Raw genomic sequence first — 26,917 nt, forward strand, 5'->3', positions numbered from 1 at the left:
CCCCAATCCCCAATCCCCCGAATTCTTCTGGCTGACGACAATTCAGACATGCGCGATTACCTCAAGCGGCTGTTAAGTCAGCAGTATGAGGTGGAATCAGTGTCGGACGGTTTAGCTGCTTTGGATTCTGCTCGTGGGCGTGTTCCAGATTTGGTATTGACAGACGTAATGATGCCTGGATTAGATGGCTTTGGACTCTTGCAAGAATTACGATCTGATCCGCAGACGAGAAAAATTCCAATCATCCTGTTGTCGGCACGGGCGGGAGAAGAGGCACGAGTGGAAGGGTTAGAAGCGGGAGCCGATGATTACTTAATTAAACCGTTTTCTGCTCGTGAATTGTTGGCACGGGTAGAGGCAGCCCTCAAAATGGCTCGTCTCCGCCAGGAGGCAATGGAACGGGAGCAATATCTGCGAATTGAAGCTGAGGTGGCGAAAGCACACCTAGAGACTGTCTTAGCTGGCATCCAAGACCAGTTTTTTGTGTTGGATCGAGAGTGGCGTTATACCTTTGTCAATGATCAGGTAGCACAAGTTGTTGGCATCCAAAAAGAAGAGTTGCTAGGTAGGATCATTTGGGAAGTGTTTCCAGATGTGGTCAAAAGCGAGTTTTATACTCAGGTTCAGCAGGCGTTTGCACAAAATACCGTTGTTCAGTTTGAATACTTTTATCCGGCTTGGCAGCGCTGGTTTGAGAATCGCCTCTACCCCAATGCTTTTGGAGTAAGCATTTTTGTTACAGACATCAGCGATCGCAAACAGGCAGAGAAAGCACTTCGTGAAAGCGAAGAACAGTTCCGCAATATGGCTGACAATGCCCCCTTCATGGTTTGGGTAACTGATACAAATAGCTACTGCACATATCTCAGCAAAAGCTGGTACGAGTTTACGGGTCAGAGCGAGGAAATAGGTCTGGGATTTGGCTGGTTGAACGCCGTGCATCCAGAGGATTACAATCAGGTCAAGAATGTTTTCCTGGAAGCTAACAGGCGCTACGAGGATTTCCGTATCGAGTATCGGTTGCGGCGCAAAGATAGCGAGTATCGCTGGGTGATCGATGCTGCTAATCCTTGGTTTGGGGTAGACGGTCAATTTAAAGGTTATATTGGCTCAGTAATTGACATTACAGAACGCAAAATAGCAGAAGCCGAACGCGATCGCCTCTTGCAACTTGAGCAAGCTGCAAGAACTGAAGCCGAAACAGCTAACCGCATTAAGGATGAGTTTCTAGCAGTGCTTTCCCATGAATTGCGATCGCCTCTTAACCCTATTCTTGGTTGGGCGAGACTCTTACAGACTCGTGAGTTTGATGCAGCAGCGGTGAAGAAAGCTATTGCAACCATCGAGCGGAATGCTCAATTACAAGCTCAACTAATTGAAGATTTGCTTGATGTCTCTCGCATCTTACAAGGCAAGCTCAACCTCAACATGTTTCCCGTCAACCTAGTGCTTGTGATTGAGGGGGCATTAGAGACAGTGCGATTGGCAGCAGAGGCTAAAAATATTCAAATTAAGACAATGCTAGATGCTTCTTTTGGGCAAGTTTTGGGTGATTCCGGTCGCTTACAACAAGTTATCTGGAATCTCTTATCGAATGCCGTTAAATTCACTCCTGAAGGAGGAAAAATTGCTATTCAACTGGAGCGCGTTGATACTCAAGCTCAGATTACCGTCAGCGATACCGGCAAGGGAATCAGCCCTGAATTTCTTCCTCATGTGTTTGAATATTTTCGTCAGGCTGATAGCACAACAACCCGGAGGTTTGGTGGGTTGGGGTTAGGGTTAGCAATTGTCCGTCATCTGATAGAATTACACGGCGGCACGATTTGGGCAGAAAGTTTAGGTGAAGGGCAAGGAGCTATTTTCACGGCTAGGATACCGCTCATCAAAAAAAAGTTAACCCTAAAACAACAGATAATTCCTACCTTAAATGCTTCTCCTACAACTGAAATCCTTGCAGGTATCCAAATTTTAGTTGTGGACGATGACGATGATACTCGTGAATTCCACACATTTGTCCTAGAGCAAGCTGGAGCAAGGGTGACTGCTGTGGCATCGGCAAAAGAAGCACTGCAAGTATTGGCAGAGTCAGAACCAGAAATTCTGCTCAGTGATATTGGGATGCCAGAAACAGATGGCTATATGCTGATGCGCCAAGTTAAAACATTGCAGGCATTGCAAGCTAAACAGATTCCCGCGATCGCTTTAACTGCTTATGCCGGAGAAATCAACCAGCAACAAGCACTCGAATCAGGGTTTCAAAAACATATGTCCAAACCTGTCGAACCAGAGGAGTTAGTCAAGGCAATTGCAACTCTGATTGCAAGGAGTGAGAATAGCTGAGTGTTCGGCTGCTGTGCAGAAACCGCGTAAATCCATGTTTATACAAGAGGAATTTATGAATTTATTCGTGCAAGAAATACCAGCGTTAGATATCTCTCCAAAAACCATTCAAGAAACACCCTCACCAGCCACAGACCCACTAATTGCCCGCAGTTTACAAAAAGAGCAGTATTTTGGCATTATCGGGCTAGCGATCACCCTGATTGCCACCGTGGGATTTTTTAGTCGCAGAGTTGAATACGCTATTGCGATCGCTATTATTCTCAGTGCAATTTTAATTGCTTTCTTTTTGTTCGTATAGCAAGGGCTGGGGAAAATTCAAATAACATTTGCCAGAGCGATCGCTCACCAAATCCCGAAGCCTTAAAGCTACGTTGTCTATTCTGAATAAAATTGCGCTTTTATCGAAAAATATGGGATAATTTGCCAAGATAAAAAGAAAATATAAGCCTTTTTATTCTTATAAAATAATGGGTTCAAGATTGTTAATAAAGATGTGGGTAATGGATAGTTTAAAAATGGCGGAAATTGAGAGTTTTGTGCCAGCCAATTTATTCGGGTTTGGGGAAATTTAAAGCTTATGGAGCAACAATGTTATAAGGGACTTCCAAAAATTAAATTATCCAATTTCTGGACTTCACTACGACTATCCCTCCCCCTGCTCCCTGCTCCCTGCTCCCTGCCTCTATAGCGATGGTATATTTTTTTATTTGGAAGTCCCTAAGACTTGTGTATACAGCGTAGCTCCTACGGGTGAGAGAAACTTTAGCTTTAGTTAAAGGCATGGAGAGGTTCATCGGACTTACGTTAATCTAGCTAAAAACTATTCCTAATCTTGTCTGAATTTATCTTTAATTTAGAAATTTAATTATTAATTTAAATTTTCGCTATTTTGATTAATTGCACAGAATATATCGGCAATTAATTGAGTATTTAATATAATTTTGGGGAGATGTTGGCGAGTTACCTGAGCAGCTAAATTATTCAATTAACCTAACTCATCAAATCTTCATATATTTGAAGTCTAGTTTATCTTTTATAGGCAAAATAATGGGAATAATAAAGTAAATCGGATTGAACAAATTAGTTAGCTATGAGCCACATATGTCCTATCTCCAAAACCTGTGCTTGTCGTAACGTTGCACGCTGCCGGACTAAGGAGGCAGGTAGGCTCTTTCTCTGGTTCCCCGTTTCACATACCCTGAAAAAAGTCACCACCTACCTACAGCAGTTTGCCCTTGAGTATGAACTGATGCACGAGCGTCCAGGTCTGAGTTTGGACTGTAGACCCGGACAGTCGCTAGAAATTGCGCGTAATCTGGCCCAACTACTTGCACCGAGAGAATTAAAAGAGACGCAAGTCCTTTTCATTCAAGGCGCTATGCAACCTCAACTCCACGATTTTAGTGATATAACCTCATTACAACGCTTCATTAAGTTCAACCAATCCGAATGGCTGATTGAAATGCTGGCAACGGAACGATTCACCAGTTACTTTCAACCAATTGTCTCAATTAAGGATACATCGCAGATTTTTGGATATGAATCGCTCTTGCGGGGACTGGATGAACAAGGCAATTTAGTGTTACCGGGGCCAATTCTGGAGTTAGCAACCGAAGCCGGACTCCTACCACAACTTGACCAAGTGGCTCGCCTCAGCACAATTACTCAATTCAGCCGCTATCAAGTGAGTGGGCACATCTTCATTAATTTTGCACCAACGTCACTTTATGATCCAGCTTTTTGCCTACGTAGTACGGTAGAGGCAATTGATGCTGCTAGCATTCCCCATGAGCGGGTTGTTTTTGAAGTCGTGGAGTCAGATAATCCTCAAGATTTAGCCCACCTCAAGGCAGTGCTTCAATACTACCGAGATGCTGGGTTTTTAGTCGCCCTTGATGACCTCGGTTCTGGCTATTCCAGCCTAAACTTGCTGCATCAGTTACGTCCAGATTTTATCAAGCTGGACATGGAATTAATCAGAAATGTGCATCAAGACCTGTACAAAGCCTCGATTACCGAGAAGCTTCTAGAGATTACTCAAAAATTAAACATCCAGACCGTTGCTGAAGGAATTGAGTGCATTGAGGAACTGAACTGGCTGCAAGAACGAGGTGCAACTCTTGCTCAAGGTCATTTGATTGCTAAAGCCAGTGCAGTGCCCGTTACTACAACCCCTCATTTTGATACGATCGCGTTAAATGTAGCATTGGCAGATCGTAAGCAGGTTGAGGGGCATGTCCAACACCAAAGCGAGTCCGAGCGAATTGTTGCGGCTGTGACGCAGCGAATTCGACAATCGTTGGAGTTGGACGAGATTTTGCAAACCACAGCAGCCGAAGTGCGACAACTGTTTGAGGTAGACCGAGTGGTGATCTACAAGTTTGAGCCAGACTGGAGTGGATTAGTCGCTGTAGAATCCTTAGCAGAAGGGTGCATGTCGATTTTGGGATTTCACGTCATGGACACCTGCTTTAAATCTACACGTGCAGCTTACTATCAACAAGGTAACACCAGAGCGATCGAAGACGTTGAAAATGCGGGACTATCGCCGTGTCATGTTGACCTTTTGCGGAGTTTGCAAATCCGGGCAAACCTTGTTGTGCCCATTTTGCAGCAAGAGCGTTTGTGGGGACTATTGATCGCTCACCAATGCCGTAATAGCAGACAATGGCAGCAATCGGAGATTAACTTATTTAACCAGTTAGCGGGACAAGCTGCGATCGCTATTCAGCAATCAGAACTTTACCACCAATTACAACAAGCAAACCATGAATTACAGCGTCTTGCCTGTTCGGATGGTCTAACCCAAGTGGCAAATCGACGTTGCTTTGATGATACGTTAAACGCACAGTGGGAAAGGTTGGCACTAGAGCAAGGTTCGCTATCTTTGATTTTGTGTGATGTCGATTACTTTAAGCTTTACAACGATACGCATGGACATCTGGCAGGAGATGATGGACTCAGACAGGTTGCCAAGGCAATTTCTCAGACAGCTAAACACCCCGCTGATTTAGTCGCTCGTTATGGTGGAGAAGAGTTTGCGGTCATTTTGCCAAATACTGATATCGAAGGGGCCATGGCAGTTGCAAGAAATATTCAGAAGAATGTTAGTGCATTAAAAATGCCTCATCTCTATTCTCATGTCAATGAATTCATCACCCTAAGTCTTGGTGTGGCAACCATCACTCCTCATAGCCAATTATCTCCCGCAATCTTAATTGCTGCTGCTGACCAGGGACTCTACCAAGCAAAAGCACAAGGAAGAAATTGTGTGGTGCAGATGGATTGTGAGGATGCTGACGTTTAGATATCTCTTGTAGCGCCAGTCGTGAATATTGTCGATAAGATGATTATTCAATTCTGCTGGGAGAACGCATTGATAAATTAACAACGCTATTCACCGTACAACTTACAAGAAAAGTTAGCGCGTAGCTTGCCGCCGTAGGCATTGCCCCTCAGTTTCACCAAACCTATACTTTCTAATTTGAAATTACAATACTTGAAGTAGAGACCAATGAATTATTCTCTCATCGCCCAAGCGGCAAAATCTGCATCAAAAGCTAGCGTAGTACCACCACCCCTAACTTTACCAACAGGCGCACAAATTAGCTCTTTCTTCTATACATTTGGCGCATCCATAGTTGTTTTCTTCATAATCTACATATTAGTGTTTTATCTACTGCGATCGTTTCTTCGCCGCACCGAAAAAGATACAGCTCTGTTCATCCTTGGCATTTTACAAATCCCTGCGATCGCTATTTTTATCCTTGCCAGCCTAAAACTCTCGCTGACTCAACTAGGATCAGGGAGAATTATTAGTTGGATTGATCGAGGAATCACGGCTTTCCTAATTGCTGCTTTCACTTACGGCATAACTTTGTTGTTTACTGAAGCAGCAGTCCACTACTTAAAAAACTACGCCCGAAAAACTGAGGCTGTCTGGGATGACGTATTAATTCCACTCCTACAAAATTTTATCCCAGTCATCACTTACGTAATTGGAATATCCCTATTTTTCAGCACTCTTGGGGTTGATCTAACAGGAATTGGGTTAGCAATAGGTAGCATCACGGTAGTGTTGGGATTGGCAGTAAAAGATATTTTAAGCGATTTTTTCAGCGGGTTGGTTTTGCTAGTTGATACACCATTTAGATTTGGAGATGTCATCTCCATGCCCGATGGTTCAATTGCAATTATCAAACATATTGGCATCCGAGTAACTAAACTATATCTAATTAACGAGCATTGCGAGGTGTATATACCAAATAGGACTTTAGGAGGTCAAAATATAGTTAATCTTAGTCGTCCTACAACTCACTATGCTTATACAATTCAAGTATCAGTCAGAGTTGATGCTGACGCAGTTGTAGCAACAAATATTTTGCAACAAATTCTCGTCGGGCATCCAGACACTTTGGGCGATCTTAATGAAAAACTTCAGCATTTAGACAGTTTTGCTGCATTGAGAGAAGCAGAGGGCGATAAACTGTCAAAAAAAGAAGCGGGACGGCTGCGTTTATTAGTTGAAAAAGACGTTAACAGTCAACTGCAAAAAGTTGAACAAGCCTTTGAAGATTTTGTTAGAGAAATTAAGAAGTTAGAAAAGGGTGGATTAAATTCAGAGGAGTTGAGAATTCTCCAGAAAAATTATTTAGAAATCATGAACCTTGTGGGACTATTGGTCATAACAGAACGTCAGGGAAAACGGCTGCGATCGTGGCTAGAAGAACAAGAACAGACTGATAAACCAACTCTGATTAGCTTGATTCGCAAATGGTATCAAACTTGGTTAAAAGATCCTGATTTAGTACTTGAAGACCAACGTCTTTTACCAGACGAATGGGAACAAAAAATCGAACTTATGAAAATTAAACTGAATAAATTATTTCAGAAAGTCTCCAATCCAGGAGTAGATGAAACCAGATTAGATGACTACTGCTTAAAATTCGTCGAATGGCTGCATGAAAGTTTTAAAGAGTCTAATACTGCCTGGAAAGAACCACAAGTTCAGCTAACTGATATCCAAGGCTCTGCTATGCAATTTTCTGTGAGGTTCTACGTTGATAATATTCAGTTAGAACACTGGCGGCGTGGAAACCGGATCCAAAATGAGGTGCGAAGAGAAATGGTACGCCGGTTAAGACAAGCTTATATCTACACACTAGGGTGATGAATTTTAGGTATAAAATAATTTGTCTGTCGATCATGTAAAGACGTTGGAGTGTAACGTCTTTACTGTGAGTAATAGAATCTAAATATTATTAAGTAAAAAAATAGCTTTTTAGTTCGTCCAGGATTAGCGTTGTACCAAGCTCGATATAACATAAAAAAGAAATTTGAAACAAAAAAATGTGTCCACTTATACAACAAAGTAGTAATAATTGTTATAGGCTTGAAAAGCCCTTTACTTTTATACTTTTGGCGAAACTTCACCGCCAAAAAAGCACCAGAGCGATAGGAAATTACCTATGACCAAGTACGATTGATAGTTATCAAACGTAAACTTGGTTAAGTTGAACATATTCCTGTCAGCAGCATAGGTGACTTCCTACGCCCTGGTTATTTCTTTTAATTATTTTTAGGTCAACGGCTTAAAGCGATGTCTACGACGGGCTATTCTGCGTCGCTTGCGAGTTTAAACTCGATCCTCTCTAAGCATCCTTAAAAATGAGGAAGATGACGTAATAGCCAATACGATCTAGAACCTTCACGAGTTAGCTAATAGTCATAAGTTCGTAGTTGGTGCTTTAACGCTAAAGCGCCAACTACGAACAATACCTACCCCTCAATCTAACCAATTAATTTCTGCCAGCTAGCAGGCCCCACAATGCCATCGGCATCTAAACCATTTTGCTTTTGAAAGTTCTTAATTGCAACCTCTGTTTGCGGACCATAAACGCCATCAGCCTCAACACCTACACGGTATTGCAAGTATCTGACAACTGCACCACCAGCATGGTTTGGTCTGATAATCCGTTTTGCCAAAATTAGATTTATGGCATTCCATGTAGCTGAGTCAGCAATTCCAGTCGCTTGAACCCCGACAATAGCCTGAAATTTTTCTACGGCAGATTTTGTATTAGCCCCGGTTATGCCATCTTCTACTAACGCCTTACCATTTTTATCAGTTATTTTGAGTCGATTTAAAGATTTTTGCAGTCTGAGAATAGTGGCATCTACATTATCTTCTTCATCTGGTACCGGATTAACAGGAACACTTGGCAATTTACCAGTTAAGCCTTTGACAATTGCATTGGCCATTGTTTCTGGATTAAAAAGATTCATATCTTTTTGCGAATCAATAAAGCAACATTCTACAAGAATCGCAGGCATATCTGTATTTTTCAGGACATACAAGTGGGAACCACTCTTAACACCACGATTAAAAAATCCCAACTTGACGATTTCATCTAATACAGGTTTGGCTATTTTTCTGCCATTTTCACTAGTTGCAAATACTTCTGTGCCATTAGCTTGCCTGTTAAAAGCATTAAAATGAATCGAGACATAAATATCTACTCTACTCGCATTAGCTGTACTACATCTTTTTGAGAGTGATTCAGTTACTGTACGAGCACTACTTGGTTTACATACGACGACTTCATTTCCTAAAGCTCTTAACTTGGTTATAACTCTATTACCCACATCTAGAGTTAAATTATCCTCAACTTTAATGCCTCTAGCTCCTGTGTCTGGTGGACAATTGTGTCCGCTATCAATTCCAAATTTCATGATTTAATCCTCAACTTACTTATTTATCACACTAATTCAAAACTCTTCCAATTATAAAGACAAAGTTTTGTTAATAAATTTGTTTAAGTACTTGTTGGCAATATTCACATTATTTTTAGCATTACTACGCTGGTAAATAAAATAAGTTTTTTTTGCGAACTTTGTAAGCAGAGTTTATGTGGGAGAATCCGCTTTTTACAAGGTTTTTTGGAAGAAAAAACACAACCATCATAATTTATCAAAATCGAGAAGAACTAGGTGATTGTTGCAATAAATTGAAATGCAGCAATTAACCCCATTATTCAGATAATAACGCTTTGTAAAAGTAGAAAGCTATGACAAATGTACCTATTTCGATGCCAAGCCAAGAGCACTGCTTGATGTAAAGTATGCTTATAAAGCTGTAAACCCTTTACAGGCCTGCCTCTTGGCATTCCTATCAACCTTGAGTAACTGAACACATAATGGTTGACAGTATTAATAAATACGCGATCGCTTCTAGACACTTCCAGGAAATTAATCAGATAAACTTCTTAAAAAAGCAGAGTCAACATCGGATCTTTAAATTTTGTGAAGTTACTGGAGAATTCCATCAATGAACTCGGTTTGGGGTGGAGAATTTTCTGCGGCAGGCGATGGAAAAGAGAATTTATCTGGTTTTTCCTAATGGAGAATAGTCCCAACATCGCTTGAAATCATACTTCCAATGATTGATTTTGATAATAGCTGAAATGATGCGTCTCTGAAAGTCGATGGTCATGTTAATAACAGTGACGTAAAAAGAGCAGCCTTGAAGCTTAACTTTAGAAATAGTTTAAGGCTTCATGATCTTACGTTCGTGCTGTAATGAATTTGCCTCTATTGTTCTTTTTATGAACTGCCAGCAAGTACAAAATTAAATTTTCATTGGAAGCTTTATATAGCTTTATATAGCAAAACTTTTAAGATTTAAGTAGCAGGCAAATGACAGAATAAAGGCAGAGGGCAGTTCTTGCAGGAGGCAGGAGGTTATAGAAAATAATTCTTCCCTCTGCTAAGAGGGTTTCAGAGCAAGTAAATTTATTTATGAACAAAGGTAAAAAATGTATTTTGAGACGCGTAGCGCAAAAAATACGGTGTCCTTATTAAATCCCCTAAATTTATTTATGGGGATTCCTCCTGCCTTCTGCCTCCTGAAAGCTAACTAATCTCACCCCTTTTAAGGATAGTTTAACTGCTTTTAAAACAGCGACTTTAAACAAAGGTAAAGCTTTAATTAAAATTAAAAAAGATTTGTGTATCAATAAAAATTAATTATGTAATAAGTCCAAAATATTACTAAGAGTAATAGGCTTCATAATACGCTTGTAAGTTTTTGTATTATGATATATGAAAATGCTATAAAGTATTTCTTTTTTTATGGGAGGGATAGTTATGACTATTAATCATGATGTCTTAATCCAACAGTTTATTTTATGTAAAACAGAAGATAATATACCAGAAAATTGGAATATACGACGTAGTAGTTCTTGGTGCTTAGGATTCCATCAAGATTTGCCAGTAATAGAAATTCTGGCTTCTGATTCCTCATTTATAGGATGGTTACTCGGCTATCCAATTGATATAAATGGTCTATTGCTGAAGAAAAGCCTACAGATGTCAGTGTCTCTAGAGGATAGCAGCGCTGCTTCTCAACTGGAATCATCGCTTTATGCCTTTGGCGGACGTTTCGTTGCGATTTTTCTCACAGGGAATATCTCGCGTGTTTATTTAGATCCCTTAGGTTCTCTGGGAATAGTATTCTGTGCTGAACAGCAAATTGCTGCTTCATCAACAGTCTTAATTCCATATTCGGAAGATTCTAAAGATAATTATGAGTTAATTAATTCACTAGATATTCCTATCAAGGATAACTGGTATCCGTTTGGTTTAACGCCAAGACATTCAGTTGAACGACTATTACCCAATCATTTTTTAGATTTGGATAATTGGCAATCAACAAGACATTGGCTTACCGACGAAATAACTACGACTCAAGATGTTGACAGTTCTATATATGAAATTGGCTCTATTGTAAAGAATAATATTGCAGCATTTGCTAAGAATGCTCCGGTTTATATGGCATTAACAGCTGGAAGAGACTCACGAATGCTCTTAGCATGTGCGCGAGAATATCTGCAAAATATTGAATTTTTCACAATAAGAATACCTAGTAAAGGAGGAAGACTCGATTGTGAAGTTGCCTCTCAAATGGCAAAGAGGTTTAAATTAAATTATAGGGTTATAGAATTTGAAGAGGCAACGGAAACAGAACTAAACGAATGGTTGCATAGAACCGGAAATTGTGTTGCTGGAAATTCGTGGAAAAATGCTCGGACAATTAAACAGTTAGATTCTTCACGTGGATTATTACTTGGACTGGCTGGCGAAGTTGGACGTTCACTTTATTGGCGCGTTTCAGATACAGAATCCACTTATCTCTCCCCAAGTGAACTTTTACGAAGAATTGACCTTCCAGCTACTCCTTACCTCAAAGAGCAAGCAAATAAATGGCTGAGTAATTTACCAATTAAGAATACTTTTACAGTACTAGACATTGTATTCATAGAACTGAGATTAGGATGTTGGGCTGGCCCACAACAGTATGGTCATGTAAATAATGCCTTCCGTATATCTCCCTTCTCTCATCGTAAAATTATGGAAATAATGTTAAGTTTGCCGCCCGATTATAAGCGTCATCAAATGCTTACCAATGATTTAATTAAAAGATTTTATCCAGAACTACTTATGTTTCCATTCAATGAACCTATTGGCATACAAAGATATTTGTGGTTATTGAAAAATGGAGATAAATTCATTAACATAATCCAAAAAAAGCAAGCTCCTCAGCAATTATTTTGGGAGAATCCAGTTTCGGAAGATGAAGATATAGAAGTTTTGGGAGAAGGTAAGAAAAGATAAAAAGTGTGCATCAGCAACCATGAACTAAGAAAAATAACAACGGCTTAAAGGCTGATTATAAGCATTGGTAACATTGCTGTATTAAAAAGTAGCCAAAAATTCAGGTCATCCGAAAGGCATTGGTGATAGTAAAGCCCTAACTATCTCAAGGAATTACTGAGCAGAATCTGTGGGTAGATATTTAACACTCAACCTGAAAGCACGTTTAAAATTTAAGTAAAGAAATATTTCGTAGCTTACAGGCATGAAACGCATCGTCTTGGTTGCTGGGTTTGAATCGTTCAACGCTGACTTGTATAGAAAAGCAGCATTTTTGGCTAACTCTCGCTGTCCTGATTTGGATATTCGGGTATTTAGCGATCGCAATCTTACCAGTCAACGCGCCGAAGTAGAAGCAGCACTGGATGGGGCTGATGTGTTTTTCGGTAGCCTACTATTTGATTATGACCAGGTTGTGTGGCTGCGCGATCGCATTTCCCAAATTCCCATCCGTTTGGTGTTTGAGTCAGCCTTGGAATTGATGAGTTTAACCAAGCTGGGTATATTTGCCATTGGCGACAAACCCAAAGGAATGCCCAAACCAGTTAAATTCATCCTCGACAAATTTAGCAACGGACGAGAAGAAGACAAACTCGCTGGTTACATCAGCTTCTTAAAAATTGGCCCCAAACTACTGAAATACGTCCCAGTGCAAAAAGTCCAAGACTTACGCAACTGGTTAATTATCTATGGTTACTGGAATGCAGGCGGTCCAGAAAACGTCGCTTCATTATTCTGGACACTGGCAGAAAAATACTTAGGTTTAAAAGTCGGCGACATTCCCCCGCTAATTGAAACCCCCAACATCGGATTACTCCACCCCGACTATCAAGGGTTTTTTGAATCACCCCGCGAATATTTGGAATGGTATAAAACCCATTGTAGAGACGCAGACGCGATGAATCGCGTCTTCCCTAATCGCGTCTCCCCAGTTGTCGGAATTCTCCTCTACCGCAAACACGTCATTACCAAACAACCATACATTCCCCAACTAATTCGCAGTTTTGAAAAAGCTGGCTTAACTCCTTTACCCATCTTCATCAACGGCGTAGAAGGACATGTAGCGGTACGAGATTTAATGACAACCGACCATGAAATTCAGCAACGACAACTAGGTAATATAGAAACTCCCTCACTATCAAGTGAAGCAGTAAAAGTAGATGCGATCGTTTCTACAATTGGCTTTCCTCTGGTGGGTGGCCCGGCTGGTTCAATGGAAGCTGGCCGTCAGATAGAAGTAGCAAAACGCATCCTCACTGCCAAAAATGTACCTTATATTGTTGCTGCACCACTATTAATTCAAGATATTTCCTCGTGGACGCGCCAAGGTGTCGGCGGATTGCAAAGTGTGGTGTTGTACGCATTACCAGAATTGGATGGGGCTATTGATACCATTCCCCTCGGTGGATTGGTGGGCGAAAATATTTATCTAGTTCCCGAACGGGTGCAGCGATTAATTGGTAGGGTAAAAACTTGGGTGGCTTTGCGGCAAAAACCTGCTTCGGAACGCAAGATTGCCATCATTTTATATGGGTTTCCTCCTGGTTATGGTGCTGTAGGCACAGCTGCATTATTAAATGTGCCGCGTAGTTTGCTGAAGTTTCTCCACGCACTTAAAGAACAAGGTTATACCGTCGGAGATTTACCAGAAGATGGGGAAGAATTGATTCGCTGGGTAAAAGAGGCAGATGAATCTTTAGATGATACAAAAAATATCCCCGCGTCCGTTAGCGCCCGTACTCTAGAAAAATGGCTGGGATATCTGCAAACCTCCCGCATCGAAAAACAATGGAAATCTCTGACTGGAACTGGAATTAAAACATCCGGCGATGAATTTCAGATTGGCGGTGTGCAATTAGGAAATGTGTGGATAGGTGTACAACCACCTTTGGGGATACAAGGTGATCCCATGCGCTTAATGTTTGAACGAGATTTAACGCCACATCCTCAATATGCAGCTTATTATAAATGGCTGCAAAATGAGTTTGAAGCTGATGCTATAGTTCACTTTGGGATGCATGGGACGGTGGAATGGTTGCCTGGTTCTCCTTTGGGTAATACGGGTTATTCTTGGTCTGATATTCTGTTAGGAAACTTGCCTAATCTATATATATATGCGGCGAATAATCCTTCTGAATCGATGTTGGCAAAACGTCGCGGTTATGGTGTATTAATTTCCCATAATGTACCGCCTTATGGGCGTGCGGGTTTATATAAGGAATTGGTGGCGTTGCGAGATTTGATTTCGGAGTATCGTGAAGATCCGCAAAAGAATTATGTTTTGAAGGAAGGGATTTGTAAAAAAATTGTGGACTCTGGCTTGGATGCAGATTGTCCGTTTGAGGATGCTAAACGGTTGGGTATTGCGTTTACTCCAGAAAATATTCGGATGTTTAGCAGTCATGCTTTTGATGATTATTTGGTGGAGTTGTACGAATATTTACAAGTTTTAGAGAATCGTTTGTTTTCTTCTGGGTTGCATACGTTGGGGGAAGCACCGAATGAAGAGGAATTAGGATCGTATTTAGAAGCTTATTTTGGCGATGAGAAAGGAATACCTGAAGAAAGAGAAAAAGAAGAAAGACTAATAAGAGATTTGTTAATGCAATCTACGGATGAGTTAACGAATTTGTTAAGGGGGTTAAATGGGGAGTATATTCCGCCTGCGCCTGGTGGAGATTTGTTGCGGGATGGCGCTGGTGTGTTACCGACTGGGAGAAATATTCATGCTTTAGATCCTTATCGGATGCCTTCACCTGCTGCTTATGAACGGGGACGAGAAATTGCTCAAAAAATTATCGCCCAGCATTTGGAAGAACATGGGACGTATCCAGAAACCGTGGCGGTTCTGTTATGGGGATTGGATGCGATTAAAACTAAGGGTGAATCTTTGGGGATTCTGTTGGAATTAGTGGGGGCTGAACCTGTTAAGGAAGGAACTGGCAGAATTGTTCGTTATGAATTAAAGCCGTTGATGGAAGTTGGACATCCCCGAATTGATGTTTTGGGTAATTTATCTGGGATTTTCCGAGATAGTTTTGTCAATATCATCGAATTGTTGGATGACTTATTTCAACGGGCGGCTGATGCTGATGAACCAGAAGATCAGAATTTTATTAGAAGACACGCTTTAGCTTTGAAAGCCCAAGGGGTGGAAAATGCATCAGCGAGATTGTTCTCTAATCCAGCAGGTGATTTTGGTTCTTTGGTAAATGATAGGGTAGTTGATGGTAACTGGGAATCTGGTGAAGAGTTAGGCAATACTTGGCAAAGTCGCAATGTATTCAGCTACGGGAGAGAAGATAAAGGTCAAGCTAGACCAGAAGTATTGAATACGTTGTTAAAAACTAGCGATCGCATTGTTCAAGAAATCGATTCGGTAGAATATGGTTTAACTGATATTCAAGAATATTACGCCAATACGGGTGGTTTAAAAAAGGCAGCAGAAAAACAAAGCGGTAAAAAAGTTACAACCAGCTTTGTGGAAAGTTTCTCGAAGGATACTACACCGCGCAATTTAGATGATTTGCTGCGAATGGAGTATCGCACCAAGTTGGTAAATCCCAAATGGGCGCAAGCGATGGCAAATCAAGGTTCTGGTGGTGCTTTTGAAATTTCCCAACGGATGACGGCGTTGATTGGTTGGGGTGGTACTGCCGATTTTACCGATGATTGGGTTTATGACCAAGCGGCTGATACTTATGCTTTAGATGCAGAGATGGCGGATAAATTACGCAAGGCAAATCCTGAAGCTTTTCGCAATATTTTAGGGAGAATGTTGGAGGCGAATGGGCGGGGTTTCTGGGAAGCTGATGGTGATAAGTTAGATAAGTTGCGGCAATTGTATGAGTTGACAGATGAAGAGTTGGAAGGGGTCGTGATTTAATTCAGTATTGATACCTTAATATGCAAATCATCTAAGTATAATAAGCAAATAAATTTACATACAGAATATCTCCCTCAAAAATGGGCTGTTTCTGTATGTATTTTTATAGACACCAAATATAGCCGTAGCCATCATAGTTAGGACGCTGCTTGCTTGAGAACGGTTTCCATTGCATCACGTAAATTATCGGACTGGAGTAACAACTTACGAACTCTACTTTTCAAAGTCGCCCAAAATTTTTCGATGCGATTGAGGTCTGGTGAATAGGGCGGTAGGTAGACTAACTGACATCCGGCAGCTTCAATTAATAGGGCAATCCGACCGCCACGAAAAGGTGGCATTATCGACTTTTTCCCCACTCACCCGGACATAACACCGGAATCAAGCAAGTTTCTAGCCAGGTTTCAAACACGGTACGGCTTCGCAGCCACTGTGAAATGTAGCGGTATCACCTAGTCATGTAACCAGAATATATGTTCTTCAATGCCAAGTTGTCGATGCATAAAAAACCTCACGATAGTTGGCAATTTGTTGAAGCGCGATCGCCATCAAATAATTCTTGTAATTGATTCAGGCAAGCAGTCGCAACGATTCCTCCCAGAGTCGATCGGCATTGTCCGGGTTGAGGGCATAGGGAGCAACACCGCTCATATAGCCATTACCATTCGTGACGATGGTGCCTTCGTTGCAGTCTTCAAAGTAACGTCCACTAATACCCTCCAGCAGCGGAGAGGTTGCCAGCAAGACTGAGGTGGCAGCACCCTGTTCCGGTGTCTTCCGTAGTTCTAGCGAGACTTGACTCATCACATTGCCGATGTGACGCTGGAGGTTAGTCGCGATCGCACCGGGCATCAAAGCATTGACAGTGATGCCATCCCTGAACCAGCGTGCAGTGGCACCAACCGCGAAGAGGATATTTGCGGTTTTAGACTGTCCGTATGCCAAAAGTGGATCGTAGGGGCGAAATCCGAAGTGAATATCATCGAATACCACTGGCGATATTAGATGACCACTGGAACTGACAGAGACAATACGTGCGGCACCATCTGCAACTAATGCATCGTGGAGTCCGAGTGCCAGGGCGAAGTGTCCGAGGTAGTTGGTCGCAAACTGCATTTCCCAGCCCTCAAGCGTGTGTTGTTCAGGCAATGCCATCACACCCGCGTTGTTGACGAGGATGTGCAACGGTTCATCCCACGCAGCAATAAACGTAGCAATCGAGTTGCGATCGCTCAGGTCAAGCCGAGCGACATGAATGTTCTGATTCCCGGTGGTAGCGATGATGTCAGTTGCCGTCTGTGCTCCAGCATCAGTGTTACGCACAGCCAGAGTAACTTCAGCCCCAGTTAAAGCCAGTGCCCGCGCCGTCTCTATGCCGATGCCTGATGCTGCTCCAGTAACGATCGCTCGCTTGCCAGAGAGATCGATTCCTTCTACTACCTCAGCAGCGGTGGAATGCCGTCCAAAGGGTGTTGCGATCGGTGTCATTTCAACCTTATTATTGCTTCGTTTTCAAAATGTTAGCGATCGTCTTGAACTTCAATAGTTTGTCAATTCCTTTTTACTTACAGGAATGCGTTTCCACAGATCAGTAAGCTCAATGGTATCGAAGAATGCTACTACCTTGACAATACGCCCATTTTTCATGGTCATATACCAGGAATAGGTGTTGGTATAGGGTTTGCCGTCTTTGGCTGTAGCTGTTCCATCCCATAAGGCAATTACAGTGTCGCCATCGGCATAAATACTTCGGACACTGGGTACTATTCTGGCGCTCAATCGCTCGTTAATTGGTACTATGGCTTCCTCCAAAAACTGCTGGCGGCTGGTGTAGGTTTTGGAAATTGGACTTCTGCCTGTAATCGTCCATTCCACATCATCAGCCAGCAGATCGAAGAAACTACCAGTGTTATTTGCCCATTTAGCAAAGCCTTCGCGTACTATTTCTTTATTCTGGCTCTGATTAGATTGGACAATCTTGCGAATCTCTGCTTGCTTTGGCTCGGCTGTAGCACTGGCCACAGGTACTGCGGTGGCTATCATCAAACCAAAGCCAATTAATCCAAAGCTAATTAGTAATTTACGGTGGGGGGCGGTGGTGTATTTTTTCATAAAACCTGTTTCGGATTAAGTCTGTGTAGAAAACGCTATTTTGTCTTTGTTATCGAATCGAAACGTCAGGCTGCCTAATCTATCAATATTTCCCATGCAATCAAAAACACCAGAGATTAGGCTGCCTTTTCATGGCTGAGTCTTCCACTCCTTATCTGAAATCGGTAGACTCAGCTAGAGTTCGCCATTTTGCCGTCTCTTGCTCAACGTAAGCGTTCTTCTCGGCTATTGTCTGAAGTGTATCTGTGCCTAGAGGTAACCGCAGAGGTGGTTCGTCTGTGTTGACAATCTCAAAAATAGCTGGGGCGAGCTTAGTGGGATCTCCTGGCTGTTGGTAGTTAAGTCCAGCCGCTACGTCACGAATTTTCCCGACCGTCTGGGCATAATCAGGGATTTGCACTGCACTCGGACGTAGCGAACTGTTATCAAGAAAACCGGTGCGGAAGTATCCTGGCTCAACCACCGTCACGTGAATCCCCAACGGGGCTAACTCCCCATGCAGGGCTTCGGTAATGCCTTCGACGGCAAACTTGGTTGAGCCATAGATGCCCCATCCTGGGGAGGAGCGATAGCCACCGATCGACGATAAATTAATGATGTGTCCAGAGCGGTGCTGACGCATACTGGGTAGGACAGCACGGGTGACATTTAGTAGCCCGAAGACATTGGTGCGATAAACGCTCTCAACCTCTTCGGCACTGCACTCTTCGACAGCTCCTAGCAAACCGAATCCAGCATTGTTGACCAACACATCGATTTGTCCAAATTTTTCTAGACTTGTGGCGATCGCTGTTTTCACCTGAGCCTCATCGGTGACATCCATGCTCAGTGTCAAGACATCTTTACTGATTGCGAATTGTTGCAAATCAGCTTGATTGCGGGCGGTGGCAATTAATCTGTCACCCGCTGCCAAAACTGCTTTCGCAATCTCGGCTCCAAAGCCCCGTGAAGCACCAGTAATCAGCCATGTTCTCTGAGTCATGATTTATCTCCTGAAAATTATTAGGGTTAGTAGCAAAGCTTCGATATGCAATATTTCGTATCCAGCAAACTTGAATCTTGCAACTGATTTGCTGTTTGTGTTTGCATGAATTCAATATAGGAAATTGACTCGAACTTGTCGTCCACTCAGGGTTGACAGTTTTACACAGTAAAATGATTGATGAATTAGTCAATCTAAAAATGGTAGGGTAGTTCAAACTTAAGTTGGAATCTAAATTCAACCGAAGGCACAACTTAGTTACAAAACAGGTGTTTTAAGTCTGCTGCAAATATTTCTCGAACCATCTCAAGGCAGTTGTACTTGCAATCTCGAAGCCCTCTCTCTGGAAAGCATCAAAGTGTCCGCCTTTCAAGATTGTGAGAGACTTCGGCTCCATTGCCCGTGCATAGACAGCGGCGGCCAAGTCGGCAGGTGCAAGAAAGTCCTTCTCGCCCACAATCAAGCATAACGGGGTGGGAAAGATTGCCTCGATGTGAGGAATCGGTTCGTAATAGAGACAATGTTCAATCGATTCAAAGGTGAGTCGATTCTCCCATCTTCCTTCGCTAGCACTCTTAGCTGATTCAACCCAATTGAAAGCGTCCGGTGTCGGAAGAAAGGAGGGTTGACCGGGTGGAGCAACTAACGGGAAGTAGCTCATCTCTCCGGTTTGATACCGTTTGATCCGGTCTTGTGAAAGCAGCTTCGTGAGTTCTTCGAGTTCAAGTGGAGAAGTCAGGCGGCGGGAGTTGAGAAACCCACTCACTGGAGGCATCTGTGCCACAACTGCTTTCACGCGCCGAACGAATGCGGCCAGATCAGTACATGACCACCGCTATAGGAGAAGCCCCACAGACCTATGCGCTCAGGGTCAACTTCGCTTTGTAGTTGAGTCCAAGTGATGGCATTGCGGTAGTCTTCATGCTGCTCGGTAGGGAGTATTTGTCCACGAGGCTCTCCCTCGCTAGCTCCAAGTTAGCGATAATCGAACAACGTGACGACGAACCCAGCTTGAGCGAAGAACTCAGCGAACTGAGGTAGTCCCATCTCTTTGGTCAAGCCAATTCCATGAGCCATAACAATTGCGGGATAGCGATGCCTTTCCTGCGGAACGCTACGCGAACGGCGAGCGCAGCTAACGCCAGATGTTGCTTTATCCGGAGTATGAAAGGTGACGGAACACTTTAGACCCTTACTTTCAAAACTGGTTCTTCTTTGCATAGCTGCTGTGAAAGTTAGTAAATTTGTTGGAGATCGCTTTTTAAGGCGCTTCAAATCTGTGCCATACCGCCATCGACGAACAGTTCGATACCATTCACAAAGCTGCTGTCATCGGAGGCAAGGAAAACAACCGCCTTAGCAATTTCGTCGGGTGTGCCCACACGCCCAAGGGGATAGTGTCAGCCTGACTTGCGACAAATTCCTGCACCTGCTCATCGCTCAGTCCCATGAAATTGTAGCCAGGAGTAGGCACGACACCAGGGCTGAATGGCACTAAGTTAAGCGCAAAGCCCTGATATAATTGGCTTTAGGGTATAGGGTGTGGGGTGTGGGGTGTGGGGAATTAAGAAGATGTTGAACTCCTTGACGCAACTAAAATTTAATGTTTTGTCAAAGTGTTCTTCGGTGATTTCGCCGAGTGGGGCGAGTCCTCCACCGCCAGCATTGGCGAAGATCACATCCAGGTGTCCTTGCTCTTGCTTGATTGTGGCGAACAGGCGATCGAGGTCTGCCAAATTGGAGGCATCGCTCTGAATACCTCTGACGTTTTTACCGATCGCTTCCACAGCAGCATCCAGTTCAGTTTGGCGATGACCTGTGATGAAGACATAAGCACCTTCGGCGACAAAGCGCTTGGCAGTAGCAAGACCAATGCCGCTGGTGCCACCAGTAACAAGACGACTTTTCCTTCTAGTTTTTTCATGATGATGAGTCCTGTGGCTGTTGAGGGCTGAAAGATTTGGTGTAAAGAATTGTGAGGTGTCTGTGCTTGCTACCTGCTTACACGTTTGAAAACAGCATATTTAACCCTTCAGTCATCGTGGGATGAGTCAAAATTCCATCGCGCAGAACGGTATAGGGCATCTGAGCTTGCATCACCATTTGCACTGTCGAAATTACTTCACCTGCTTCATGGCACAAGAGTGAACATCCGAGAATCCGACCCGTCTCGGTATCCATGATCGCCTTCATCAGTCCATCGGTTTGACTTTGTGTTACCGCTCGCATAATGTCTCTTGCATCCAGTTTCGCCACTCGAATGGCATACCCTTGTTGCTGCGCTTCGGTTTTGGTCAGACCTATATGAGCCAGTTCTGGGTCGATGAAAAGACAGGATGGAACCAAGCGATCGCGCGTGTTGCGGTTGCCACCATCAATCAAATTCGCTTTGACAATCCGATAATCGTCCAAGGCCACATGGGTATATTGCGGCCCACCATTGATATCGCCTAACGCCCAGATATTCGGTACGTTCGTCTCCAGGCGCTCATTGACTGGAATGAATCCGCGTCCATCGGTTGCCACGCCAGCAGCGGCTAAATTTAAGGTATCGGTGGTTGGCGCACGACCGACGGCTATTAGCAAATGCGAACCCTCGAGGCTGATCTCACGATCGCCAACTTGAATCTGAAGTTTAGTTGCATTGCCAACGCGATCGACTCTTAACACCTTCGCCTTCAGCAAGAAGTCAATGCCGTCTCGTTCCAGTAGCGTTTGCACCGCGATCGCAATATCTGGGTCTTGCTGCGACAAGATTTGCTCACTTTGCCCAATGACAGTGACGCGAGAGCCAAAGCGCCGGAACATTTGGGCAAACTCCAACCCAATGTAGCCACTCCCAAGCACGATCAGATGCTCCGGCAACTGTTCTAGCTCCATGATCGACTCGCTGGTCAAAAACCCAGCTTCTTTGAGTCCAGACACCGATGGAATCAACGGTCGCGCTGTATTGATAAACAATCGTTCTGCGGTGAGCAAGCGAGTCGTTCCTTCATCTGTTGCCACTTCAATCGTTTTAGGTGCCACAAAGCGAGCGGTACCAATGATCAGATCGTCCCCCAATGCGGTGTGCAAGTTGTTAAGATTTATTGGTCGCAGGGACTGCACGACCGATCGTTTGCGCCCAATCACTGCCGCCAAATGAACCGTGGGCGGTGCCGTGTTGATGCCATAGGCAGCACTGTTTCGCACAGTATTTGCCACCTCTGCACTTGCCACCAATCATGTTTAAGCTGCGTTTCACCAGAGCGGTTTTGCGCCCGTCCGCAACTAGTGCAGGTGCTAGTGTTTTACCCGCTTTACCGCCGCCAATAATAATGTCGTCGTAGTATTGGGTGTCCATTTCCATCTCCTTTGCGTTTGACGTTACTTCATTCGGCAATTGGGATTACTCCACAGCAGGAAGCTCTGCTGCTTCAATCAGGTTGGCAACCTCTCATGAATGAGAGATAAAGGACACATGGCTTGCTTGGATCTCATGAGTTTTTTACTTGGCAAACAATTCTTTGCCTGTTAAAGCAGCAGCCACTCGCGCTACATTCGCACCATGATACTTGGAAGCTTCCAGCCTTTGTTCAGTAACGCCTGTCTGCTCCATATTTTCTCCCGCTGAACGCCCATAGGGCCCCCTTTGCAGACCGCCAAGAGGATATCCTGGCGTGATTTTGGGTAAAGGTACCATCACCATTCCCAGTTCAGCAAAGTTATTTAACAGCGCCAGCATGGTTAGTTCAGCGCCACCACCCGTATTGCCGTAACCGCCACCAGTCGCAAAGACAGCACCCACCTTCCCAATGAGGCTATCTTTAATCCAAAGAGGGCCACAAACCTGATCGATAAATTTTTCACGCGCCAATCTGGACTCCCCATGTGTACAGGGGAACCTACAATGACAGCATCACTGGCGATTACATCATCTTCAGTAACATCCTCAGCAAACTTTACCTCCACTTCAGTACCTAAAACTGATGTCACACCAGAAGCGATCGCTTCTGCCATCTTCTCGGTATTGCCGTAATCTGTTGCGTAAACAATTAAGACTTTTGTCACCTTTTACCTCACATTTGTTGAAATTGACAGCTGTTTGTGCATCAAATCGCGTTTAAGTCCTGCTACCCTAAATGCTGTTTTAAGAACGCCAACGTGCGATCGCCCGCTAATTCTGCGGCTTCTTGGCGATAAGCGGAACTACCCACGCGACTAAACCCGTGACTCACTCCTTCATAGCGATAGATTGTTACCAGGGGGTTGTCTTTCAGTCCTTCCTGAATGGTCGCTTGAGCGCTTGGTGACACAAACTCGTCATTTCCACTCAGATGCAATATCAGCGGTTTCTGAATCTTTGTCGCCTCGGCTAAATTCTTGTCAATTTCAACACCGTAGTAACTAACGTTGGCATCTGCATCAGTACGTGTTGCCATGAAATATGCCAGTTTACCGCCCATACAAAAGCCGACACTGCCGACCTTGCCTGTACTGCTGGGATACTGCCGCAGAAAAGACAGGGTTGCCTTTAGGTCTTCTACGCCGCTATCCACATCAAACGCTTGGAGTAGCTCAATGGCTTTAGCCCACTGATCCTTATCGTCAGCATCAAGTTGCACATTGGGTTCCAGTCGCCAATATAAATCTGGCACGATCACCAAATAGCCAGCCTTAGCATAATCATCGGCAATCTGTCGCATAGTATTATTCACCCCAAGAATTTCTTGAATCAGCACAATTCCTGCACGAGGCTGACTACTGGGTGCTGCTAGATAGGCGCTAAAACTGCCCCCGGACAAGGCTGGAATGGTTACATTTTGAGTTGTCATGATGTCCTTTCTTTTTAAGAATTTGCTATTTAGACTTTGACCAAATCAAACAGCGTTGCTGAATGCAAGTATGAAGCGATCGCTGTATCTTGCACTGATTAGGCAGAGATGGGTTGCAGCCGTGATGTGAGAAATTGACGGATGTAGTTTGCGATCGCATCTCCGTCTTCTTCCAGAGCAAAGTGCCCGGTATCGAGTAGATGAAACTCAAGGTTCTGCAAGTCGCGTTTGTAGGCATAAGCTCCTTGTTCTATAAAACCCTGGTCGTTTTTGCCCCACACCACCAGCATCGGTGGCTGATACTGACGAAAGTAGGCTTGCCATTGCGGATACAGCAGCAAATTAGACTGGTAGTTGTAAAACAATGCCAGTTGGATATCTTGATTACCAGGGCGATCGAGGAAGAGTTGATCCATGTTCCAGGTATCCGGGCTGATCGCTTCAAGATTGCGGACACCGTTGGTGTATTGCCATTTCGTTGCTTCTAGGGTGACAAGGTATTTGAGCTTGTCAGTATTCTCAGGAGAAGGGTCTTGCCAATAGGCCTTGAACACACCCCAAAAATCGCCGAGTCCTTCCTCGTAGGCATTCCCGTTTTGCACAATCAGCGCTTCCACTCGCTCTGGATATTTAGTTGCAATCCGATAGCCAATAGGAGCACCATAATCCATCAAGTAAAGGCTGTATTTTTTGAGATCGATCGCAGTAATAAACTTCTCCACGATCTGTGCCAGGTGATCAAACGTGTAGTCAAACTCATCCACCGTTGGCATCGAACTGTTGCCGTACCCAGGATAATCCGGTGCAACCAGATGGAAGCGATCGGCAAGTGCAGGTATCAGATTACGAAACATGTGAGATGAGGTCGGGAAGCCGTGCAACAGCAAAATAGTTGGATTATCGCGGGAGCCAGCTTCTCGATAAAAGATATCTAAACCATCGATTGCGATCGTGCGAAATGTAATCATAAGATTACTCCTTATCGGTTTTAGGTTCTTATTTTGGCAAAGGTATTGGTTTGTCTAGCATTTTGATCCCTCTGTTATTGACCATTAAGTTTGGCAGCACCGAAAGTAGCGTTGAATGCATAACACCAAATAACAACAGACTGATAATTTGCTAAATCTAGCCAGGATGGAATGGGGTAACGTTGCTTTCCAGTAAAGCTTTGTAAGCGGTCAAGTAGGAAAAGCTCTTGCTCTTTAATCGGAAAATCTGGGGGAGTGGTAGAACCAATAACATCTTCAAGGCGATGGAGAACCACTCGTAAGTCAGGGCCAAGATCGGAAGTTTTAAAGTCTGGTTGCAACTCGACAAATCGTTGCTCGGACTCTACTACAATCCGAACTGTTCCTTCGGTAGGATGTTCGCCAGAAACAAAAGTGCCAGATAAGTTCATAGTTGATAATTCTCCAGTTATTTTAATGAATTTCAGATTTAATAACGGCAATCAAGACTAGTTCAACTGCTGCATTTAAGGGCAATTCTGAATGTCCAAAAGCTTTACGAGCATGACCAGCCTTTTCGGCCATAATCTCTGCGAATAAATCAGATGCTCCGTTCAGAACAGCGGCCTGCTGAGTCCAGCCTGGTGCGCTATTTACATGACCGTCCACACGAGCGATCGCTTGCAAGTATTCGAGTGACCCAAGAGCAGCTTTCAATTGTGCTTATCTACCGACTAGCGGTAGATAAGCATTCGCCAGTAATCATGATGCTCGAATTGATTTTGGGCGGGCTTTGGAATGCTGATTATTTTCCTTCAAGAAAGTCCAGCAGCACAGGATTGACTTGATCGGCATGAGTCCAGTTGATTGCGTGGGGGCCGCCAGGTATAACCACAAGGCGACTGTCTTTTATTAGCTTCGGCAGTCTCGCTGCGGTAGACTCAAATGGAAGGATGCGATCGCTATCTCCATGAATAATTAGAGTTGGCACATCGATGCGTGGCAGATCGTCACGGAAATCGGTCAGCCACGATGGTACACAATCCAGAGTCCCTTTAGCGGAAGCTCCTACTGCAACATTCCAACTCATTTGGATAGCATCGTTGCTAATACGTTGGCGTTCGCGGAGCGTCTCGTAGAGAAGCCTCTCGGAACGAGAATCGCCCAGAAGCACATCCACGTTGTAAAAGTCTTTAAGAAATGCGGACAGATACGCTGGGCGATCTTCTACGATACTCTTCATAATTCCGTCGAAGACACTGCGATCGACCCCTTCGGGATTGTCGTCTGTCTTCAGCAGGAAGGGTGGCACCGGAGCCATTAGCACGGCTTTACTAACGCGCTCCGAACCGTACTTGCCCAGATAGCGCGTCACTTCGCCAGTCCCCATCGAGAAGCCGACTAGCACTGTATCACGCAGGTCAAGTTCTGTCATGAGCGTGTTCAAATCCGCTGCGAAGGTGTCGTAGTCATAGCCAAACGAAGGCTGGCTAGAATCACCGAAGCCTCTGCGATCGTAAGTGATGACCCGATAGCCTTTGTCCAGCAAAACCGCCACTTGTTTTTCCCAGGAATGACCGCTTAGAGGAAACCCGTGGATTAGCACAATTGGCTGTCCTGCTCCGAAATCTTCGTAATAAATATCGATGTTTCCAGAGTTTTCTTTACCGACAGTAACGTAAGGCATTTGAGTCTCCTTTTTTGTGAGTCGATTTGTTGTCTTATGCAGAAAGTTAAAGCTAGGCGGACTCAGAATCTCGCCATCATGTTGTGCAGAAGAAAATTTCTTGGTGTATGTTTTCTTTTCAGATGGGTTGTAGAGTATAGTTTCTATGCAGAAGGACGGCAGGTCATGACCCCTTCCCTCTGAGCGTTGGCATTGGAATCACCCCCCATCGCTCGAACCGTGATTGTGGGTTCATAGGTAGGGTAACAACGCACCAAGACAGTATCTTCTGATCGGGTCACGTACAGCACATAAACAGGTTTGCCTCCCAATACAGCACGGACAAGGTTGGGGGGTGTGGGGGCAGTTGCAACAAGTTTTGACTGATTCAGAGTTTGTATATCTGGCGTTTCAGATAGAACAGGCTTTGCTTGAAAAGATTGCAAATCGATC

General features: G+C 43.8%; 22 protein-coding genes and 3 pseudogenes. 6 read left to right on the plus strand and 19 right to left on the minus strand.

The window, feature by feature from the left end; all coding sequences use genetic code 11:
* The 4 genes from F8R90_RS29360 to F8R90_RS29375 all read left to right on the plus strand — a co-directional run.
* On the plus strand, positions 1 to 2,343 hold a 2,343-nt coding region (locus F8R90_RS29360), incomplete at its 5' end, for a hybrid sensor histidine kinase/response regulator (RefSeq protein WP_196513574.1).
* Between the two features lie 55 nt (positions 2,344 to 2,398).
* A complete protein-coding gene (locus tag F8R90_RS29365) occupies positions 2,399 to 2,644 on the plus strand; it encodes a hypothetical protein (RefSeq protein ID WP_196513575.1) in 246 nt (81 codons plus the stop codon).
* Positions 2,645 to 3,436: 792 nt separating this feature from the next.
* Positions 3,437 to 5,653, plus strand: a complete 2,217-nt coding sequence (locus tag F8R90_RS29370; protein ID WP_196513576.1) for an EAL domain-containing protein — start codon at positions 3,437 to 3,439, stop codon at positions 5,651 to 5,653.
* Between the two features lie 207 nt (positions 5,654 to 5,860).
* On the plus strand, positions 5,861 to 7,516 hold the full coding sequence (locus tag F8R90_RS29375) for a mechanosensitive ion channel family protein (RefSeq protein WP_196513577.1): 1,656 nt from the start codon (positions 5,861 to 5,863) through the stop codon (positions 7,514 to 7,516).
* A 620-nt stretch (positions 7,517 to 8,136) separates the two neighbouring features.
* Here the strand turns inward: F8R90_RS29375 and F8R90_RS29380 are convergent.
* Positions 8,137 to 9,078 (minus strand): N-acetylmuramoyl-L-alanine amidase, encoded by a 942-nt coding sequence (locus F8R90_RS29380; RefSeq protein WP_196513578.1) that lies wholly within the window; start codon positions 9,076 to 9,078, stop codon positions 8,137 to 8,139.
* Positions 9,079 to 10,491: 1,413 nt separating this feature from the next.
* Between F8R90_RS29380 and F8R90_RS29385 the strand changes: the two genes are divergently transcribed.
* Together F8R90_RS29385 and bchH are read left to right on the plus strand one after the other, a co-directional pair.
* Positions 10,492 to 12,018 (plus strand): hypothetical protein, encoded by a 1,527-nt coding sequence (locus tag F8R90_RS29385; RefSeq protein ID WP_196513579.1) that lies wholly within the window; start codon positions 10,492 to 10,494, stop codon positions 12,016 to 12,018.
* A 244-nt stretch (positions 12,019 to 12,262) separates the two neighbouring features.
* Positions 12,263 to 15,943 carry a magnesium chelatase subunit H gene (bchH, locus tag F8R90_RS29390; RefSeq protein WP_196513580.1) on the plus strand — a complete coding sequence of 1,227 codons (3,681 nt, stop codon included), beginning with the start codon at positions 12,263 to 12,265 and terminating at the stop codon, positions 15,941 to 15,943.
* 137 nt (positions 15,944 to 16,080) lie between these two features.
* Here bchH and F8R90_RS29395 read toward each other — a convergent pair.
* The 18 genes and pseudogenes from F8R90_RS29395 to F8R90_RS29470 form a co-directional block, all read right to left on the minus strand.
* Positions 16,081 to 16,361 (minus strand): annotated as a pseudogene (locus tag F8R90_RS29395) (transposase); the annotation flags it as partial.
* A gap of 152 nt (positions 16,362 to 16,513) precedes the next feature.
* A complete protein-coding gene (locus F8R90_RS29400; protein ID WP_196513582.1) occupies positions 16,514 to 17,431 on the minus strand; it encodes an SDR family NAD(P)-dependent oxidoreductase in 918 nt (305 codons plus the stop codon).
* Between the two features lie 51 nt (positions 17,432 to 17,482).
* Positions 17,483 to 18,055: a nuclear transport factor 2 family protein gene (locus F8R90_RS29405; protein ID WP_196513583.1), complete on the minus strand. Its 573-nt coding sequence runs from the start codon at positions 18,053 to 18,055 to the stop codon at positions 17,483 to 17,485.
* A gap of 151 nt (positions 18,056 to 18,206) precedes the next feature.
* Complete coding sequence (locus F8R90_RS29410; protein WP_196513584.1) at positions 18,207 to 19,037, minus strand: oxidoreductase; 831 nt, start codon at positions 19,035 to 19,037, stop codon at positions 18,207 to 18,209.
* Positions 19,038 to 19,311: 274 nt separating this feature from the next.
* A complete protein-coding gene (locus tag F8R90_RS29415; protein ID WP_196513585.1) occupies positions 19,312 to 19,821 on the minus strand; it encodes an alpha/beta hydrolase in 510 nt (169 codons plus the stop codon).
* An 8-nt stretch (positions 19,822 to 19,829) separates the two neighbouring features.
* Positions 19,830 to 19,997 (minus strand): annotated as a pseudogene (locus F8R90_RS33955) (hypothetical protein); the annotation flags it as partial.
* Between the two features lie 311 nt (positions 19,998 to 20,308).
* Positions 20,309 to 20,419, minus strand: a complete 111-nt coding sequence (locus F8R90_RS33750; RefSeq protein ID WP_331000745.1) for an SDR family oxidoreductase — start codon at positions 20,417 to 20,419, stop codon at positions 20,309 to 20,311.
* Between the two features lie 117 nt (positions 20,420 to 20,536).
* Positions 20,537 to 21,061: an SDR family NAD(P)-dependent oxidoreductase gene (locus F8R90_RS33755; RefSeq protein ID WP_331000746.1), complete on the minus strand. Its 525-nt coding sequence runs from the start codon at positions 21,059 to 21,061 to the stop codon at positions 20,537 to 20,539.
* Positions 21,039 to 22,100, minus strand: coding sequence for an FAD-dependent oxidoreductase (locus F8R90_RS29435; RefSeq protein ID WP_230967062.1), 1,062 nt, complete (start codon positions 22,098 to 22,100; stop codon positions 21,039 to 21,041). The genes F8R90_RS33755 and F8R90_RS29435 overlap by 23 nt, the downstream gene beginning before the upstream one ends.
* Before the next feature lie 16 nt (positions 22,101 to 22,116).
* The gene (locus F8R90_RS33200; RefSeq protein ID WP_230967064.1) at positions 22,117 to 22,419 is read right to left on the minus strand and encodes a hypothetical protein; all 303 of its coding nucleotides are present in this window, start codon (positions 22,417 to 22,419) and stop codon (positions 22,117 to 22,119) included.
* Between the two features lie 105 nt (positions 22,420 to 22,524).
* Complete coding sequence (locus F8R90_RS29440) at positions 22,525 to 22,893, minus strand: hypothetical protein (RefSeq protein WP_230967073.1); 369 nt, start codon at positions 22,891 to 22,893, stop codon at positions 22,525 to 22,527.
* Positions 22,894 to 22,904: 11 nt separating this feature from the next.
* Positions 22,905 to 23,036 (minus strand): annotated as a pseudogene (locus tag F8R90_RS33205) (flavodoxin domain-containing protein); the annotation flags it as partial.
* 113 nt (positions 23,037 to 23,149) lie between these two features.
* Positions 23,150 to 23,851, minus strand: a complete 702-nt coding sequence (locus F8R90_RS29445) for a dienelactone hydrolase family protein (RefSeq protein ID WP_196513586.1) — start codon at positions 23,849 to 23,851, stop codon at positions 23,150 to 23,152.
* Between the two features lie 98 nt (positions 23,852 to 23,949).
* On the minus strand, positions 23,950 to 24,819 hold the full coding sequence (locus F8R90_RS29450) for an alpha/beta fold hydrolase (RefSeq protein WP_196513587.1): 870 nt from the start codon (positions 24,817 to 24,819) through the stop codon (positions 23,950 to 23,952).
* 74 nt (positions 24,820 to 24,893) lie between these two features.
* Positions 24,894 to 25,250 carry a DM13 domain-containing protein gene (locus F8R90_RS29455; protein ID WP_196513588.1) on the minus strand — a complete coding sequence of 119 codons (357 nt, stop codon included), beginning with the start codon at positions 25,248 to 25,250 and terminating at the stop codon, positions 24,894 to 24,896.
* 22 nt (positions 25,251 to 25,272) lie between these two features.
* A complete protein-coding gene (locus F8R90_RS29460) occupies positions 25,273 to 25,515 on the minus strand; it encodes a RidA family protein (RefSeq protein ID WP_196513589.1) in 243 nt (80 codons plus the stop codon).
* Between the two features lie 88 nt (positions 25,516 to 25,603).
* Positions 25,604 to 26,485 (minus strand): alpha/beta fold hydrolase, encoded by an 882-nt coding sequence (locus tag F8R90_RS29465; protein WP_196513590.1) that lies wholly within the window; start codon positions 26,483 to 26,485, stop codon positions 25,604 to 25,606.
* Positions 26,486 to 26,628: 143 nt separating this feature from the next.
* The gene (locus tag F8R90_RS29470; RefSeq protein ID WP_196513591.1) at positions 26,629 to 26,910 is read right to left on the minus strand and encodes a hypothetical protein; all 282 of its coding nucleotides are present in this window, start codon (positions 26,908 to 26,910) and stop codon (positions 26,629 to 26,631) included.
* Between the last annotated feature and the right edge of the window lie 7 nt (positions 26,911 to 26,917).

The sequence above is a fragment of the Nostoc sp. NZL genome (assembly GCF_015714705.1).
Taxonomy (GTDB): domain Bacteria; phylum Cyanobacteriota; class Cyanobacteriia; order Cyanobacteriales; family Nostocaceae; genus Nostoc; species Nostoc foliaceum_A.